Raw genomic sequence first — 17,326 nt, 5'->3', positions numbered from 1 at the left:
TGAAACAATGACTTCGCAAACTTCTACCCCTGTCGTCACTTCTATGCAGGTTATCCCGGTCGCCGGGCACGACAGTATGCTGATGAACCTGAGCGGCGCACACGCGCCTTTCTTTACCCGCAATATTGTCATCATTAAAGACAACTCGGGCCACACCGGCGTGGGCGAGATCCCCGGCGGCGAAAAAATCCGTCAGACCCTGGAAGAGGCTTCTCAACTGGTCACCGGTAAAACGCTGGGCGAATACAAAAATATTTTAACGGCGGTACGCAATAACTTCGCCGATCGCGATGCGGGCGGCCGCGGATTGCAGACTTTCGATCTGCGCACCACTATTCACGTGGTCACGGGTATTGAAGCCGCATTGCTGGATCTGCTGGGTCAGCATCTGGGCGTTAACGTCGCGTCGCTGCTGGGCGAAGGCCAACAGCGTAACGAAGTTGAAATGCTGGGCTACCTGTTTTTTGTCGGCAATCGTAAAGCGACGCCGCTGCCGTACCAGAGCCAGCCGGATGAAAAATGCGACTGGTATCGTCTGCGTCACGATGAGGCCATGACTCCGGCGGCTGTGGTGCGTCTGGCGGAAGCGGCGTATGAAAAATACGGCTTCAACGATTTTAAACTCAAAGGCGGGGTGCTGGCGGGCGACGAAGAGGCACAGTCCATCGTGGCGCTGGCAAAACGTTTCCCTGAAGCACGTATCACTCTCGATCCGAACGGTGCCTGGTCGCTCAATGAAGCGATTAAGATCGGCAAATACCTGAAGGGATCGCTGGCCTACGCCGAAGATCCGTGCGGCGCGGAGCAGGGCTTCTCCGGGCGTGAAGTGATGGCGGAATTCCGTCGCGCTACTGGCCTGCCGACGGCGACCAATATGATCGCGACCGACTGGCGGCAAATGGGGCATACGCTGTCCCTGCAATCGGTGGATATCCCGCTGGCGGACCCGCATTTCTGGACCATGCAGGGTTCTGTTCGCGTGGCGCAGATGTGCCATGAGTTTGGCCTGACCTGGGGTTCGCATTCCAATAACCACTTTGATATTTCACTGGCGATGTTTACCCATGTCGCTGCGGCCGCGCCGGGCAAAATCACCGCCATTGATACCCACTGGATCTGGCAGGAAGGCAACCAGCGGCTGACGAAGGAACCGTTCCAGATCAAAGGCGGAATGGTGCAGGTGCCGACGAAACCGGGCCTCGGCGTGGAGATCGATATGGATCAGGTGATGAAGGCGAACGAGCTGTATCAAAAACACGGTCTGGGCGCGCGCGATGACGCGATGGGGATGCAGTATCTGATCCCCAACTGGACATTTGATAATAAGCGCCCGTGCATGGTACGCTAACCCCTGCGGGACCGGTCCCATGACGACGGTCCTTCTCCCGGCCTACGCGTAACAACGTCAACATGCAAAAGGATGCTTTATGAAAATAGTGATTGCACCGGACTCGTATAAGGAAAGTTTGAGCGCGCTTGAGGTGGCGACCGCCATTGAGCGTGGTTTTCGTGAAATCTGGCCTGAGGCCGATTACGTAAAACTTCCGGTTGCAGACGGCGGTGAAGGCACCGTTGACGCCATGATTGCCGCCACCCAGGGACGGCTAATCCATGTTGATGTTACCGGCCCGCTGGGAGAGCAGGTTAATGCGTTCTATGGCATTTCTGGCGACGAGCAGTGCGCTTTCATTGAAATGGCGGCGGCGAGCGGGCTAGAGCAGGTTCCTCCCGTGCAGCGTAATCCGCTAAAAACAACCTCCTGGGGAACCGGCGAGCTGATCCGTCATGCGCTGGATAACGGCGTCCGGCACATTATCATCGGTATCGGCGGCAGCGCCACCAATGATGGCGGGGCCGGTATGGTTCAGGCGCTGGGCGCAAAACTCCTCGATCAGGACAATAACCCTATTGCGCCCGGCGGCGGTGCGCTGGAGACGCTGGCGCGCATTGATATTCGCGAGCTGGACAGCCGTCTGGCCGACTGTCACATTGAGGTTGCCTGCGACGTCAGCAATACGCTGATCGGCGAACAGGGTGCCTCGGCGGTGTTTGGTCCGCAGAAAGGAGCGACAAAAGAGATGATCGCGCGGCTGGATAGCGGGCTGGAACACTATGCGCAGCTTATTGCCCGCGATCTGGATATTCAGGTGCTTGAACTGGCAGGCGGCGGCGCGGCGGGCGGTATGGGCGCGGGCCTGTATGCGTTTTGCGGCGCACAGCTGCGTCAGGGTATCGAAATTGTTACCGACGCGCTGAAACTGGATGAGCAGATCGCCGATGCCGATCTGGTGATCACCGGTGAAGGGCGCATTGATAGCCAGACTATTCATGGCAAAGTGCCGGTTGGCGTCGCCCGCATTGCCAAACGCTACAACAAACCGGTGATTGGTATTGCCGGTAGCCTTACCGCCGATGTTGGCGTGGTACATGAACACGGTCTGGATGCGGTATTCAGCGTTATTTATACCATCTGCACGCTGGAAGAGGCGCTGGACAACGCGGCGGAGAACGTGCGGATGAGCGCGCGAAATATTGCCGCCACGCTCAAAGCCGGGCAGAGCCTGGCATAAATTCAACGGGCCGGGATCCTCCGGCCCATATCGCTGGCGCTAACCTGACGCCAACACCTTTTCCGCTTCCCGCGTAACGTTCTCCATTTCATCCAGCAACTCCAGCAGTTCAGGCTCCAGCTCCGCAGCCGGTGTCCCGCTGCGCAACTGTTGTTCAATCAACTGGCACAGGTTTTTCAGACAGGGAACACCGCTGTAGCCGCAACTGCCGTGCAATTTATGGATGATATCCACCAGATGCATCTCCTCGCCCGCAAGCTGGCGATTAACGTTCTGACGAACTTCCTGCAGGAACTGCACCAGCATCTGTAGCATTTCACGGGCGAGATCGGCTTTGCCCGCCGCCTGGCGTAGCGCCAGCTGCCAGTCCAGGGTGACGTTCTGATTGACGGTTATCTCCACCGTCTCCGGCGGCTTAACGGCAATATGCGGACCGGGTTTATAGCGCAGCAGCAACTGATGCAGCTTGCTCTCTTCAATCGGCTTCGCCAGATAATCATTCATCCCGGCGCTTAATAGCTTTTCGCGTTGACCTGCCATCGCGTGCGCGGTGACGGCGATGACCGGGGTTTGCTGCTGGTGAGGCAACTGGCGGATAAGTTCGCAGGCGCGTATGCCGTCCATTTCCGGCATCTGAATGTCCATCAGGATCACATCGAACGGCATCTCTTTTGCCCGATTGACCGCCTGCTGACCGCTGTCGCATAGCTCGACGTGCTGCACCAGATCGTCCAGCAGCGCGCCGATCAGCTTCAGGTTGGCGGGATTATCGTCCACCGCCATCACCGACATCGCCAGTTTTTTATCTTCGACGGCAGGCACCGGCACCTGATTAATGCGGCAATATTCCATCAGGGCAGGGAGCAGGCGAACCGATGTCAGGGGTTTGAGCAGGCAGGCCGCCGCGCCGTCCTGCTTCAGCGCTTCGGCATTGACCTGCGCATGACACGGCAGCGCCAGCAGCAGGTAATCGGTCATCTTACGGGCACGAATCAGTTTGTCATGATGCATGCTCAATTCGCGAATAGAAACCGGCACCCCGGCCAGCAGGATATCGTAGTGATCTTCCGGCAGGGCGGCGAACGTTGGGCTGTAGATCACCTCCAGCGGCGTGGAGGCCAGCAGGTCCATCGTCGACTGCGCGGCGGTGGCGTTGGCCTCAATATAAGCAAGGCGTTTTCCGACCAGGTAGTGCGTTACCGGCGGTTCAGAAATCACATTAGGATTCAGATCCAGACTAACGTGGAACCAGAAGGTCGACCCGCGATTCGGCTGGCTGTGAAAAGAAATATCGCCGCCCATCTCGTTGACCAGCCGCTGAGTGATCGCCAGGCCCAGCCCGGTGCCGCCGTGACGGCGCGAGATGCTGGCGTCGGCCTGGCGAAATGCCTGGAACAGCCGGGACTGATCCGCTTCCGGAATGCCTATCCCGGTATCGCGGATTTGGATCTCTAACTGAACGTTGGTGTTACTCACCGCCCGCTTATCCACAATGACGTCAATATTACCGTGCTCGGTAAACTTAATGGCGTTGCCCAGCAGGTTGGTGATCACCTGTTGCAGACGTAGCGGGTCGCCGATAACATTATCCGGTACGTCATTTTTAATACTTAACGTCAGCTCCAGTCCTTTATCGTGCGCCGAGTGCGCCAGCAGCGTTACCACCTCATCCAGCAGGTTACGCAGCGGAAAGGGAATGCTCTCCAGCAGCAGCTTTCCGGCCTCCAGCTTGGAGAAGTCGAGCACGTCATTAATGATCGTCAGCAGATTATTTGCCGAACGCTCAATAGTGTTGAGATGGTCGCGCTGGGTCGGATTCAGTTCGGTTTTCAGCGTCAGGCGGGTAAAGCCGATGACACCGTTCAGCGGCGTGCGTAGCTCGTGCGACATATTAGCCAAAAACTCGGATTTAATGCGTGCCGCTTCCTGGGCGCGTTTTTTGGCAAGGCCCAGTTCAACATTCTGGATCTCCATCTGTTCAAGCGTTTCACGCAGATCGGATGTCGCCTGATCGACGTTATGCTGCATCTCTTCATGGTAGGCCGCCAGCGACATCGCCATTGAGTTAATGCCATTCTTCAGCATATCCAGTTCGCCCAGCATAAAACCTTCGACGCGACTGTCGAGTTGGCCGCGGCGAATGCGGTCCACGGTATTCACCATATTGCGAATGGGGCCGGTCACGTCACGCATTAATCGCCAGCCAAACACCAGCGCGATGCCGATACAAAACAGCATCATCATGCTGGAGATAAAAATCTCTTTGTATTGCTGTAGCCGTACTGATTTGAGATCCAGCTCCAGCGCCACGTAGCCCAGCATATTATTCGCCGTTTTGGCATCTGAAATGGGGGACTCGTCAGGCGAGTAGCTTTCAGAAAGAATCGGCGTGCGCAGGATCATCGTGTCGCCCTTGCGCAGCACGCTGAGGCGACGCGGCAAGGCATCTCCTTTTGGTAACTGCAGCACCCCGGGGTCGAGGTGAGAATTCGAGGTGACAAAGAGCTGGTTATGCTCATCATAAACAGAAATCGCCCGTACAATATCGGAATGGCGACGATGTAACACGCTGATAAGCTGGCCAATCGATTCGCGATTTTGCAGATTCATTCCGTATTCACTGGAGACCGCCAGAGGCTCAATAATACTGGCACCGGCGTCTTCAAGCTGACGCTGCAGGTCGTTATAGCGATGCACGACAAAAAAGATACTCAGCAGCAAACCGATCAGGACGGTAGGGGCCAGGATCAAAATCATCATGCGAGCGCGCAGGCTGTAGTTGGTCATGGAGTTCCGTTATGGGACAATTAGCGTCATTATGTTTGATTGAGAAAAATCTCTACGATGGCGCAATTCTACTCTGCAAAACGGCGCGTGACGACGCGTCAGATCATAACTGTGACGGTAAATGACCTGGACCCTTTCGGCCAGGGCGTCGCGCGCCACAACGGTAAAACCTTATTTATTCCGGGCTTACTGCCTCAGGAAAGCGCGGAAGTCGTTATTACCGACGATAAAAAACAGTATGCCCTCGCGCAGGTAAAACGGCGGCTGAACGAGAGTACCGAGCGTGTTACGCCCCGCTGCCCGCACTTCGGCGTATGTGGTGGCTGCCAGCAGCAGCATGCGAGCATTGACCTGCAACAGCGCAGCAAACGGGCGGCGCTCGCCCGGTTAATGAAACGCGAGGTCGACGAGATCATTGCCGGCGCGCCGTGGGGATATCGGAGGCGTGCGCGGCTGGGCCTCAACTGGCAACCGAAAACGCAGCGCCTGCAGATGGGGTTTCGTAAAGCTAACGCCAGCGACATCGTTGATATTACGCAATGCCCCGTATTGACGCCCCGTCTTGAGGCGCTGCTTCCTTTAGTGCGCGAGTGTCTGACCAGCCTGGCGTCGGCGCGTCGGCGCGGTCATGTCGAACTGGTGCTGGCCGATAACGGCCCGCTGATGGTGCTACGCCATGTCGCGCCGCTTAGTGCTGCCGATGTCGAAAAACTGGAACGCTTTTCGCATTCTCAGGACCTTGCGCTGTACCTTGCGCCACAAAGCGAGATACTGGAACCGTTAACGGATAAAGAACCGTGGTATCAATCAGAAGGGCTACGCTTAACGTTTAGCCCGCGGGACTTTATTCAGGTCAACGACGGCGTTAATCAGCAGATGGTGGCCACCGCCCTGGACTGGCTGGGCATTCAGCCCACCGATCGCGTGTTGGATCTGTTCTGCGGCATGGGCAACTTTACGCTACCGCTGGCGCAGCGTGCGGCAAGCGTCGTTGGCGTGGAAGGCGTGGCGGCGCTGGTGGCGAAAGGTCAGCAGAACGCCGCACAAAATGAATTGCATAATGTGACGTTTTTTCATGAAAATCTTGAAAAGGATGTTACACAACAGCCGTGGGCACAACACGGTTTTGATAAAATACTGCTCGATCCGGCGCGCGCAGGCGCACCCGGCGTCATGCAGCATATTATAAAATTAGCGCCGCGCCGCGTGGTGTATGTTTCCTGCAATCCCGCGACGCTGGCGCGTGACAGCGAGGCGCTGCTTGCAGGGGGGTACCACATCCGGCGACTGGCAATGCTGGATATGTTCCCGCACACTGGGCATCTGGAATCAATGGTGTTGTTTGAGCATCAATAAATAGCGTTGGCTTGCCGAATCCGGCAGGCCCGGTCCCTGAAAGGAGAGGACGATGGTTGCGGTAAGAAGTTCACATATGAATAAAGAGGGTGAGTTTGACCCGAAAAAATGGATCGCCAGTCTGGGATTATCCAGCCAGCAGTCGTGTGAACGCTTAGCCGAGACCTGGGCCTATTGTCGTGAACAAACGCAGGGGCATCCTAACGCCGATCTCCTTCTCTGGCGCGGCGTAGAGATGGTCGAAATCCTCTCTATGCTGAGCATGGACACAGACACTCTGCGCGCGGCGCTGCTGTTCCCGCTGGCGGATAACAACGTCGTCAGCGAGGAGGCGTTGCAGGAGGCCGTGGGTAAGCCGGTGGTGTTGCTGATCCACGGCGTGCGCGATATGGCGGCAATCCGCCAGCTCAAGGCCACCCATACCGATTCCGTCTCCTCCGAACAGGTGGACAACGTGCGGCGGATGCTACTGGCGATGGTGGATGACTTCCGCTGCGTGGTCATCAAGCTTGCTGAACGGGTAGCGCACCTGCGCGATGTGAAAGACGCGCCGGAAGATGAGCGCGTGCTGGCCGCCAAAGAGTGCACCAACATTTACGCGCCGCTGGCGAACCGTCTGGGCATCGGCCAGTTGAAATGGGAGCTGGAGGACTACTGCTTCCGCTATCTGCATCCGGCGGAGTACAAACGCATCGCTAAACTGCTGCACGAACGCCGTCTCGACCGCGAACAGTACATTGATGAATTCGTCGGCCATCTGCGCGCCGAGATCAAAACCGAAGGCGTGAAGGCGGAAGTATATGGCCGACCTAAGCACATCTACAGCATCTGGCGCAAAATGCAGAAGAAGCATCTTGCCTTTGATGAGCTGTTTGACGTGCGCGCGGTGCGCATCGTGGCCGAGCGGCTGCAGGACTGCTACGCCGCGCTGGGGATAGTGCATACTCACTATCGCCACCTGCCTGATGAGTTTGACGACTACGTTGCTAATCCAAAACCTAACGGCTATCAATCCATTCATACCGTGGTGCTGGGGCCGGGCGGTAAAACCGTCGAAATTCAGATCCGTACCAAACAGATGCATGAAGACGCCGAGCTGGGCGTCGCTGCGCACTGGAAATACAAAGAAGGCACTGTTGCAGGCGGCACGCGTACCGGACATGAAGACCGCATTGCCTGGCTGCGCAAGCTGATCGCCTGGCAGGAAGAGATGGCCGATTCCGGCGAGATGCTCGACGAAGTGCGCAGCCAGGTCTTTGACGATCGCGTCTATGTCTTTACGCCGAAAGGCGACGTGGTGGATTTGCCGGCAGGCTCCACGCCGCTGGATTTCGCCTACCACATCCACAGCGATGTGGGGCATCGCTGCATCGGGGCAAAAATTAGCGGGCGCATCGTGCCCTTTACCTATCAGTTGCAGATGGGCGATCAGATTGAAATTATCACCCAGAAGCAGCCGAACCCAAGCCGGGACTGGCTGAACCCGAACCTCGGCTACGTCACAACCAGCCGGGGCCGAGCCAAAATCCACAACTGGTTCCGCAAGCAGGACCGGGACAAAAATATTCTCGCCGGGCGGCAGATCCTCGACGATGAGCTGGCGCATTTGGGCATCAGTATGAAAGAGGCCGAGAAATTCCTGCTGCCGCGCTACAACTTCAACGAGATTGAGGAACTGCTGGCGGCCATTGGCGGCGGGGACATCCGCCTTAACCAAATGGTCAATTACCTGCAGGCGCAGTTCAACAAACCGAGCGCGGCGGAGCAGGATGCGGCGGCGCTTAAGCAGCTTCAGCAGAAAACCTACGCGCCGCAGAACCGTAGCGGTAAAGACGACGGTCGCGTGGTGGTGGAAGGCGTCGGCAATCTGATGCATCACATCGCCCGCTGCTGCCAGCCGATCCCGGGCGATGAGATCGTCGGCTTTATTACCCAGGGGCGCGGCATCTCCGTGCATCGTGCGGATTGCGATCAGCTGGCGGAACTGCGCTCGCACGCGCCGGAACGTATTGTGGATGCGGTCTGGGGCGAAAGCTACTCGGCAGGCTATTCGCTGGTGGTGCGCGTCACCGCCAACGATCGCAGCGGCCTGCTGCGCGACATCACCACCATTCTGGCGAACGAGAAGGTTAATGTGCTGGGCGTCGCCAGTCGCAGCGACACCAAACAGCAGCTTGCCAGCATTGATATGACGATTGAGATCTATAACCTTCAGGTATTGGGCCGGGTACTCAGCAAGCTGAACCAGGTGCCGGACGTGATTGATGCGCACCGGTTGCATGGGGGGTAACATCCGCGCGAAGGTGGCTGCACTAACGTAGCGGCTTTACTATTTCATTTCAGTAGAGTCGCTACATAGCAACGTCATCCCCGGTGTAATAACAACGGCGGATGCATTTTGACGTACATTCCATTTCCGGTGTACTCTTATGTAAGATTTATACTTACAGTGGAGGCTGTTATGGCCAGAACAATGACAGTAGATCTTGGTGATGAGCTACGGGAGTTTATTGAATCGCTTATTGAATCAGGTGATTACAGAACACAAAGTGAAGTTATCAGGGAATCTCTTCGCTTGCTGCGGGAAAAACAGGCTGAGTCACGACTTCAGGCGTTACGTGAACTTCTGGCTGAAGGTCTGAACAGCGGAGAGCCGCAGGCCTGGGAAAAGGATGCCTTTTTACGGAAGGTCAAATCAGGGATGAGTAAATCAGATGAGATTGGTAAAGTTAACACCAAAGGCCAGTGACGATCTGGAAAATATCTGGCATTACGGCTGGCAGCATTTTGGCGAAATACAAGCCGATCGATATATTAATCATCTGTCAGAAATATTCAGCATTATGAGTGCCAATAACATTGGCACGCCTCGACCTGAACTGGGTGAATACATTTATGCCTTACCGTTTGAAAGGCATATTATCTATTTTATACAATCAGTTACGGAAATTATCGTGATACGTATTCTGAGCCAGAACCAGGATGCTGGTAAGCATGTAAATTGGTTATAGCCTTTTATTTAAAAAATAAGTTATACCCTATGTGATATTGGTTAAGGTTTTATGTATCTATTGCATTTGTGTTGAACGAAGGCTTGCCGAAGCAGAAGCCTCCGGTGTGGCGGGATTAAAATAAAAGCGATCGGGATGATTCATAGCGAATGCGTAAGGTGGATACGTTACAATCACCTCCATTGTGCATAACCGATTAAAAATGATGACAACAATGACGCAAATAGACCGCCTGCTCTCCATCATGCAACGCCTGCGCGACCCGGAAAACGGCTGCCCGTGGGATAAAGAGCAAACCTTCGCCACCATCGCCCCTTATACCCTGGAAGAAACCTACGAAGTGCTGGACGCCATTGCCCGCGAAGACTTTGACGATCTGCGCGGCGAGCTGGGCGATCTGCTGTTTCAGGTGATCTTTTACGCTCAGATGGCTCAGGAAGAGGGGCGCTTTGATTTTAATGATATCTGTGCGGCGATTAGCGACAAGCTGGAGCGCCGTCATCCGCATATTTTTGGCGATGCCGCGGCGGGAAGCAGTGACGAGGTGCTGGCGCGTTGGGAACAAATCAAGCGCGACGAACGGGCGCAAAAAGCGCAGCATTCCGCGCTGGACGATATCCCTCATAGCTTCCCGGCCCTGATGCGGGCGCATAAAATCCAGAAGCGCTGCTCGACGGTAGGCTTTGACTGGACTTCGCTCGGTCCGGTTCTGGATAAAGTCCATGAAGAGATCGACGAGGTGATGCAGGAAGCGCAGCAGGCCGTTGTCGATCAGGCCAGAGTGGAAGAAGAAATGGGCGATTTACTGTTTGCGACAGTCAATCTCTCCCGTCATCTTGGGGTTAAAGCGGAAGTGGCGCTACAAAAAGCCAATCTGAAATTTGAGCGCCGTTTTCGCGAAGTAGAGCGCATCGTCGCGGCGCGTGGCCTGGAAATGACCGGCGTTGACCTGCAAACGATGGAAGAGGTCTGGCAGGAAGTAAAACGCCAGGAATATGATCTCTAACGATTTTCGCCATCAAGCGCGATTTGTGTGATTTTTTAAATAACAAGCGCTTGATTTGCGTCAAAAACATTTCCCCAAAAATGGCTATTTTCTCACTCCTTACATCGTTGGGCATGGCAGAAGAGGAGGGAGAATGAAAGTTTGTGGCGCTCGCCATGTTCGGGTATACTACTGTCCCGTCCTGGTTATTCCATCGTCTTTTAAACCTAACTTCTCAGGTTCAGCATGACAACGAACTATATTTTTGTGACCGGCGGGGTCGTTTCCTCTCTGGGTAAAGGCATTGCCGCAGCCTCCCTCGCAGCCATCTTAGAAGCCCGTGGCCTCAACGTGACCATGATGAAACTGGATCCGTACATCAACGTCGATCCGGGCACCATGAGTCCAATCCAACACGGGGAAGTGTTCGTTACTGAAGACGGCGCTGAAACTGATTTGGACCTTGGCCACTATGAGCGTTTCATTCGCACCAAGATGAGCCGCCGTAACAACTTCACCACGGGTCGTATTTACTCCGACGTTCTTCGTAAAGAGCGCCGTGGCGACTATCTGGGCGCGACCGTTCAGGTTATCCCGCACATCACCAATGCCATTAAAGAACGCGTGCTGGAAGGCGGCGAAGGGCATGACGTGGTGCTGGTTGAAATCGGCGGTACGGTGGGCGATATCGAATCGCTGCCGTTCCTCGAAGCGATTCGCCAGCTGGCGGTTGATATTGGTCGTGAACACGCGCTGTTTATGCACCTGACGCTGGTGCCTTATATGGCCGCCGCCGGGGAAGTCAAAACCAAACCGACGCAGCACTCCGTTAAAGAACTGCTCTCTATCGGTATCCAGCCGGATATCCTGATTTGCCGTTCCGATCGTGCCGTTCCGGCCAACGAACGCGCGAAAATTGCTTTGTTCTGTAACGTTGCTGAAAAGGCCGTTATTTCCCTGAAAGATGTCGATTCCATTTATAAAATCCCGGGCCTGTTGAAATCACAGGGGCTGGACGATTATATTTGTAAACGATTCAGCCTGAACTGTCCGGAAGCAAACTTGTCTGAATGGGAACAGGTCCTCTATGAAGAGTCCAACCCGGCAGGCGAAGTCACCATTGGTATGGTCGGCAAGTACATTGAACTGCCGGATGCCTATAAATCGGTGATTGAAGCGCTGAAGCATGGCGGCCTGAAGAACCGCGTTTCTGTCAATATCAAGCTGATTGATTCGCAGGATGTAGAAACGCGTGGTGTTGAGATCCTCAAAGATCTTGATGCCATCCTGATCCCCGGTGGTTTTGGCTACCGTGGCGTTGAAGGCATGATTACCACCGCAGGTTATGCGCGTGAGAATAATATCCCTTACCTCGGCATTTGCCTGGGTATGCAGGTTGCCCTGATTGAATTTGCTCGTAATGTGGTGGGCATGGACAACGCCAACTCAACGGAATTTGTGCCAGACTGTAAGTACCCGGTCGTGGCGCTGATCACCGAGTGGCGTGATGAAGAGGGTAACGTTGAAGTTCGTTCTGAAAAGAGCGATCTGGGCGGCACGATGCGCGTAGGTGCACAGGCTTGCCAGCTTACGGATGACAGCCTGGTGCGCAAACTGTATGGCGCATCGACGATTACCGAACGCCATCGTCATCGTTACGAAGTCAACAACATGCTGTTGAAACCTATTGAAGCTGCGGGCCTGCGCATTGCGGGCCGTTCCGGTGATGATCAGTTAGTCGAGATCATTGAGGTGCCGAACCATCCGTGGTTTGTCGCCGGCCAGTTCCATCCGGAATTTACTTCTACGCCGCGTGATGGACATCCGCTGTTTGCCGGTTTTGTGAAAGCCGCCAGCGAATACCAGAAGCGTCAGGTGAAGTAAAAAAGTTAGAACGGCAACGCCCCAGGAGGGGCGTTGTTTGTCTGGAGTTTTAGTTTAACTTGTACTGAGGAAAACCTAATGTCCAAAATCGTTAAAGTCATCGGTCGTGAAATCATCGACTCCCGTGGTAACCCGACTGTTGAAGCCGAAGTACACCTGGAAGGTGGTTTCGTTGGTATGGCAGCTGCGCCGTCAGGTGCTTCTACTGGTTCCCGCGAAGCGCTGGAACTGCGTGATGGCGACAAATCCCGTTTCATGGGTAAAGGCGTAACCAAAGCAGTTGCTGCGGTTAACGGCCCGATCGCTCAGGCTGTTCTTGGCAAAGATGCCAAAGATCAGGCAGGCATCGACAAGATCATGATCGATCTGGACGGTACTGAAAACAAATCTAACTTCGGTGCAAACGCCATCCTGGCGGTGTCTCTGGCTAACGCCAAAGCTGCTGCTGCCGCGAAAGGTCTGCCGCTGTACGCGCACATCGCTGAACTGAACGGCACCCCGGGCAAATACTCTATGCCGGTTCCGATGATGAACATCATCAACGGTGGTGAGCACGCTGATAACAACGTCGACATCCAGGAATTTATGATTCAGCCAGTTGGCGCTAAATCCCTGAAAGAAGCCGTGCGTATGGGTTCTGAAGTGTTCCACAACCTGGCTAAAGTGCTGAAAGCGAAAGGCATGAACACTGCTGTTGGTGACGAAGGCGGCTATGCGCCGAACCTGGGTTCTAACGCAGAAGCGCTGGCAGTTATCGCTGAAGCAGTTAAAGCCGCTGGCTACGAGCTGGGTAAAGACATCACTCTGGCGATGGACTGTGCAGCATCTGAATTCTACAAAGACGGTAAATACGTTCTCGCTGGCGAAGGTAACAAAGCCTTCACTTCTGAAGAATTCACTCACTTCCTGGAAGAGCTGACCAAACAGTACCCGATCGTGTCTATCGAAGACGGTCTGGACGAATCTGACTGGGAAGGTTTTGCTTACCAGACTAAAGTTCTGGGCGACAAAATCCAGCTGGTTGGTGACGATCTGTTCGTAACCAACACCAAAATCCTGAAAGAAGGTATTGAGAAAGGCATCGTTAACTCCATCCTGATCAAATTCAACCAGATCGGTTCTCTGACCGAAACTCTGGCTGCGATCAAAATGGCGAAAGACGCTGGCTACACTGCCGTCATCTCTCACCGTTCTGGCGAAACTGAAGACGCTACCATCGCTGACCTGGCTGTGGGTACCGCAGCAGGCCAGATCAAAACCGGTTCTATGAGCCGTTCTGACCGCGTTGCTAAATACAACCAGCTGATTCGTATCGAAGAAGCGCTGGGCGAAAAAGCACCGTACAATGGTCGTAAAGAGATCAAAGGCCAGGCGTAATCCTGTACTTTTGCTCTTAAGAAAAACCCGCTTCGGCGGGTTTTTTTATATCTACAAAAGCAGCGGCAGCGTTGCGCTGGCCGTTTGCTGGCTGCTATCACCGTAACGCGTATCAAGCGACATTAACGAGGTGATGGCCAGCTCCACCAGCAGCATCGCTCCCACTTTGGCATTAAGTGCGCCCGCGCTTAACGGTCCTTCCGGCTTCGCTGCTACCAGCAAAATATCGCTGAGTGATGCCAGCGGGCTACGCGGCGTATTACTGATTGTCAGCACTTTCGCGCCGCGTTTACGCGCCAACTTCACGACATGCAACAGGTCGCGCGTTGAGCCAGAACTGGAGATCGCGACGACGACATCCTCGCCGCCGAGCGCGGTGGCGCTCATCGCTGCCCGGTGCATGTCGCTGAATAGCTGGCCGGCTTTACCGAGGCGCAGCAGCTTGTAATGCAGATAATCACCAATAATTGCGCTGGCGGCGACCCCATAAATCTGGACCGAACGTGCCTCATGCAGTGCCAGCGCCGCCTGTTCCAGCATGCTGCGATCCAATAGCTTTGCCGTATCGCGCAACGCCTGCACCGACTCATCGACCAGATTGTCGATCTCATCACCCTGCGTGCGGGGAGCCTGCGAGCGCTGCACGTCCAGCGCCAGCGCCATTTTAAATTCGGTATACCCTTTGCAACCCAACGCCCGGCACAGGCGCGTGACGCTGGCTTCGCTGGTCTCGCTCTCACGTGCCAGTTCGGTGATGGTCAGATAGAGCACCCGCGACGGATCGGTCAGAACGTAATCTCCCAGTTTTTGCTGGGTGGGACTATAGCCCGATACGCTCTGCCGAAGCCTGAGCAGCACATTTTCGTTTTCAGCCATGCCTGTATTCCTTGATGCTTTCCTGTCGTTAAGTGTGGCGGAAAGCGGGGGCAGGACGCCAGTCATTTTAAAAAAGTATGATCAACCTCCGCTTTATTGATGATAATTTTCAGTATTAATTATTTATATGGTAAAAATTTTCAACAAGACGTCAGGCGGAGAAAAAAGATGACAATATTTAGCGGAGCCTCTTCCGGAGGCTGGTTTGAAAAAGCACAGCGGTTTGGTAAATCCTTTATGCTGCCGATTGCGGTATTACCTGCGGCGGGACTGCTGCTGGGTATCGGCGGCGCGCTGTCGAACCCGAATACGTTGACGGCTTATCCTTTCCTTGACGTAGGCTGGCTACAGGCCATTTTCACCATCATGAGCAGTGCCGGCGCGATTGTCTTCGCCAACCTGTCGGTCTTGTTTGCGGTTGGGGTCGCGGTCGGTCTGGCAAAAACGGATAAGGGCACGGCAGGGCTGGCGGCCTTACTGGCATTTTTGGTAATGAATGCCACCATTAACGCGCTGTTGACGCTGACGGGAGACCTGGCACAAACCAATCCCGGCGCGGTCGGACAGGGCATGGTACTGGGGATTCAGACCCTGGAAACCGGCGTTTTTGGCGGCGTGGTCATCGGGCTGGTGACCTGCGCATTACACCATCGGTTTAATAAAATCGCTCTGCCGCAGTTTCTCGGTTTCTTCGGTGGCTCGCGATTTGTGCCGATCATTAGTTCGCTGGCGGCGATTGTCGTCGGAGCGATCATGACAGTGGTCTGGCCGCACTTTCAGAAACTGATTTTTGGTCTCGGCGGGTTGGTGGATGCCACGGGGTATCTGGGCACGCTGCTGTATGGCTTTATCCTGCGCATGCTTGGCCCGTTCGGCCTGCATCATATCTTTTATCTGCCATTCTGGACCACCGCCCTCGGCGGTAGCGAAATCGTCAACGGCCAACTGGTTGAAGGCACGCAGCGGATTTTCTTTGCCCAGCTTGCCGATCCGAATACGCAGCAGTTCTACGTCGGCACCTCGCGCTTTATGTCCGGCCGCTTTATCACCATGATGTTTGGCCTGATCGGTGCCTGTTTGGCGATGTATCACACGGCGAAGCCTGAAAATAAAAAGCGCGTGGCCGGGCTGCTGCTGTCAGCGGCGCTGACCTCGTTCCTGACCGGCATTACGGAGCCTATCGAGTTTTCGTTCCTGTTTGTCGCCCCGGTGCTGTACGTCATTCACGCCTTTTTTGACGGGCTGGCGTTTATGCTGGCGCATATTCTGCACATCACCATCGGGCAAACCTTCTCCGGCGGCTTTATCGACTTCATCCTGTTCGGCATTTTGCAGGGCGAAGCGAAAACCCACTGGCTGTATGTGCCGATGGTGGGGATCCCGTGGTTCTTCCTCTACTACTTCACCTTCCGCTTTTTGATTACCCGTTTTAATTTCCTGACGCCAGGACGTGAAAAACAGGAGACCGAAACGGTAAGCGTCAGCGGCAGTGAACGTGCTCAGGCGATTGTGGCGGCGCTGGGTGGACAGGAAAATCTGGAAGAGGTGGATTGCTGTGCGACGCGCCTGCGGATAACGGTGAAAGAGAGCGGAAAAGTCGATGAGGCGGCGCTGAAAGCGACGGGCGCACGCGGTGTGATCCTGCGGGGCAACGGCGTCCAGGTGATTTACGGCCCGCACGTAACGATTATTAAAAATGAAATAGAAGAGATGCTGGTGGTATGAACATGATGTTAGAACAAATCAAAGGCAAACTGGTGGTTTCCTGTCAGGCGCTGGCAAACGAGCCGCTGCACAGTCCGTTTATTATGTCGCGCATGGCGCTGGCGGCGCAGCAGGGCGGGGCGGCGGGCATTCGTGCCAATAGCGTCGTCGATATCGAGGCGATTAAAACCCAGGTCGATCTGCCGATCATTGGCATTATTAAACGCGACTATGCCGATAGTGAGGTTTTTATCACCGCGACGCTGCGAGAAGTCGACGAACTGATGACGGCGTCCCCGGAGATGATTGCGCTCGACGCCACGCAACGTCCACGTCCGGCAGGCGAAACGCTGGCTGTGCTGGTGACGCAGATCCGCGAACGCTACCCGCAGGTGTTGCTGATGGCGGATATCGCAAGCGTTGAAGATGCTGTGGTCGCTGCTGAGCTTGGCTTCGATTGTATTGGTACGACGCTATATGGTTATACGGCGGCGTCGGCAGGGCACAAGCTGGCAGAGAACGACTGTGCATTTTTGCGCGCGGTGCTGAACGCCGTCACGCAGCCGGTGATAGCGGAAGGCAATGTCGACACGCCGGAACTGGCTGCCCGCTGCCTCGAACTTGGTGCACATGCGGTGGTGGTCGGCGGGGCGATCACTCGTCCGCAGCAGATCGCCGCGCGTTTTGCAGCGGCGATAGCGCAACAGGGCGCGAATCGCACATGATCGTTACGCCAGGATCTGCGATAATTACGGTTTAGACGCGAAACCGAGATG

13 protein-coding genes are annotated in these 17,326 nt (G+C 55.1%); 11 read left to right on the top strand and 2 right to left on the bottom strand.

The window, feature by feature from the left end:
- Positions 1 to 7 precede the first annotated feature (7 nt).
- Both gudD and ACMGGS_RS01145 read left to right on the top strand, forming a co-directional pair.
- Entirely contained in the window at positions 8 to 1,348 is a 1,341-nt protein-coding gene (gudD, locus tag ACMGGS_RS01150; protein WP_414164701.1) for a glucarate dehydratase, read from the top strand.
- A 79-nt stretch (positions 1,349 to 1,427) separates the two neighbouring features.
- Complete coding sequence (locus ACMGGS_RS01145; RefSeq protein WP_414164700.1) at positions 1,428 to 2,570, top strand: glycerate kinase; 1,143 nt, start codon at positions 1,428 to 1,430, stop codon at positions 2,568 to 2,570.
- Positions 2,571 to 2,609: 39 nt separating this feature from the next.
- Here the strand turns inward: ACMGGS_RS01145 and barA are convergent, their stop codons facing one another.
- Positions 2,610 to 5,357, bottom strand: a complete 2,748-nt coding sequence (barA, locus tag ACMGGS_RS01140; RefSeq protein ID WP_414164699.1) for a two-component sensor histidine kinase BarA — start codon at positions 5,355 to 5,357, stop codon at positions 2,610 to 2,612.
- Between the two features lie 57 nt (positions 5,358 to 5,414).
- On the opposite strand from barA, the gene rlmD reads away from it, so the two are divergent.
- From rlmD to eno, 7 genes are all read left to right on the top strand, one after another.
- Positions 5,415 to 6,713, top strand: coding sequence for a 23S rRNA (uracil(1939)-C(5))-methyltransferase RlmD (gene rlmD / locus ACMGGS_RS01135; RefSeq protein WP_414164698.1), 1,299 nt, complete (start codon positions 5,415 to 5,417; stop codon positions 6,711 to 6,713).
- A gap of 52 nt (positions 6,714 to 6,765) precedes the next feature.
- Positions 6,766 to 9,003 (top strand): GTP diphosphokinase, encoded by a 2,238-nt coding sequence (relA, locus tag ACMGGS_RS01130; protein ID WP_414164697.1) that lies wholly within the window; start codon positions 6,766 to 6,768, stop codon positions 9,001 to 9,003.
- A gap of 171 nt (positions 9,004 to 9,174) precedes the next feature.
- Entirely contained in the window at positions 9,175 to 9,462 is a 288-nt protein-coding gene (locus tag ACMGGS_RS01125) for a type II toxin-antitoxin system ParD family antitoxin (protein WP_414164696.1), read from the top strand.
- Complete coding sequence (locus ACMGGS_RS01120; RefSeq protein ID WP_414164695.1) at positions 9,428 to 9,724, top strand: type II toxin-antitoxin system RelE/ParE family toxin; 297 nt, start codon at positions 9,428 to 9,430, stop codon at positions 9,722 to 9,724. The genes ACMGGS_RS01125 and ACMGGS_RS01120 overlap by 35 nt, the downstream gene beginning before the upstream one ends.
- A gap of 214 nt (positions 9,725 to 9,938) precedes the next feature.
- Positions 9,939 to 10,730 (top strand): nucleoside triphosphate pyrophosphohydrolase, encoded by a 792-nt coding sequence (gene mazG, locus ACMGGS_RS01115; RefSeq protein WP_414164694.1) that lies wholly within the window; start codon positions 9,939 to 9,941, stop codon positions 10,728 to 10,730.
- Between the two features lie 225 nt (positions 10,731 to 10,955).
- Positions 10,956 to 12,593, top strand: a complete 1,638-nt coding sequence (gene pyrG, locus ACMGGS_RS01110) for a glutamine hydrolyzing CTP synthase (RefSeq protein WP_414164693.1) — start codon at positions 10,956 to 10,958, stop codon at positions 12,591 to 12,593.
- A gap of 78 nt (positions 12,594 to 12,671) precedes the next feature.
- Positions 12,672 to 13,970, top strand: coding sequence for a phosphopyruvate hydratase (eno, locus tag ACMGGS_RS01105; protein ID WP_176919364.1), 1,299 nt, complete (start codon positions 12,672 to 12,674; stop codon positions 13,968 to 13,970).
- A gap of 51 nt (positions 13,971 to 14,021) precedes the next feature.
- Here eno and ACMGGS_RS01100 read toward each other — a convergent pair whose 3' ends face one another.
- The gene (locus ACMGGS_RS01100; RefSeq protein ID WP_414164692.1) at positions 14,022 to 14,846 is read right to left on the bottom strand and encodes a MurR/RpiR family transcriptional regulator; all 825 of its coding nucleotides are present in this window, start codon (positions 14,844 to 14,846) and stop codon (positions 14,022 to 14,024) included.
- 168 nt (positions 14,847 to 15,014) lie between these two features.
- On the opposite strand from ACMGGS_RS01100, the gene ACMGGS_RS01095 reads away from it, so the two are divergent.
- Both ACMGGS_RS01095 and ACMGGS_RS01090 read left to right on the top strand, forming a co-directional pair.
- Positions 15,015 to 16,571, top strand: coding sequence for a maltose/glucose-specific PTS transporter subunit IIC (locus ACMGGS_RS01095; RefSeq protein WP_414164691.1), 1,557 nt, complete (start codon positions 15,015 to 15,017; stop codon positions 16,569 to 16,571).
- Positions 16,568 to 17,275, top strand: a complete 708-nt coding sequence (locus ACMGGS_RS01090) for an N-acetylmannosamine-6-phosphate 2-epimerase (protein WP_414164690.1) — start codon at positions 16,568 to 16,570, stop codon at positions 17,273 to 17,275. The genes ACMGGS_RS01095 and ACMGGS_RS01090 overlap by 4 nt, the downstream gene beginning before the upstream one ends.
- Positions 17,276 to 17,326: the final 51 nt, after the last annotated feature.

Source organism: Superficieibacter sp. BNK-5 (assembly GCF_047456055.1).
Classification (GTDB): domain Bacteria; phylum Pseudomonadota; class Gammaproteobacteria; order Enterobacterales; family Enterobacteriaceae; genus Superficieibacter.
This window is presented reverse-complemented; position numbering and strand designations above follow the sequence as displayed.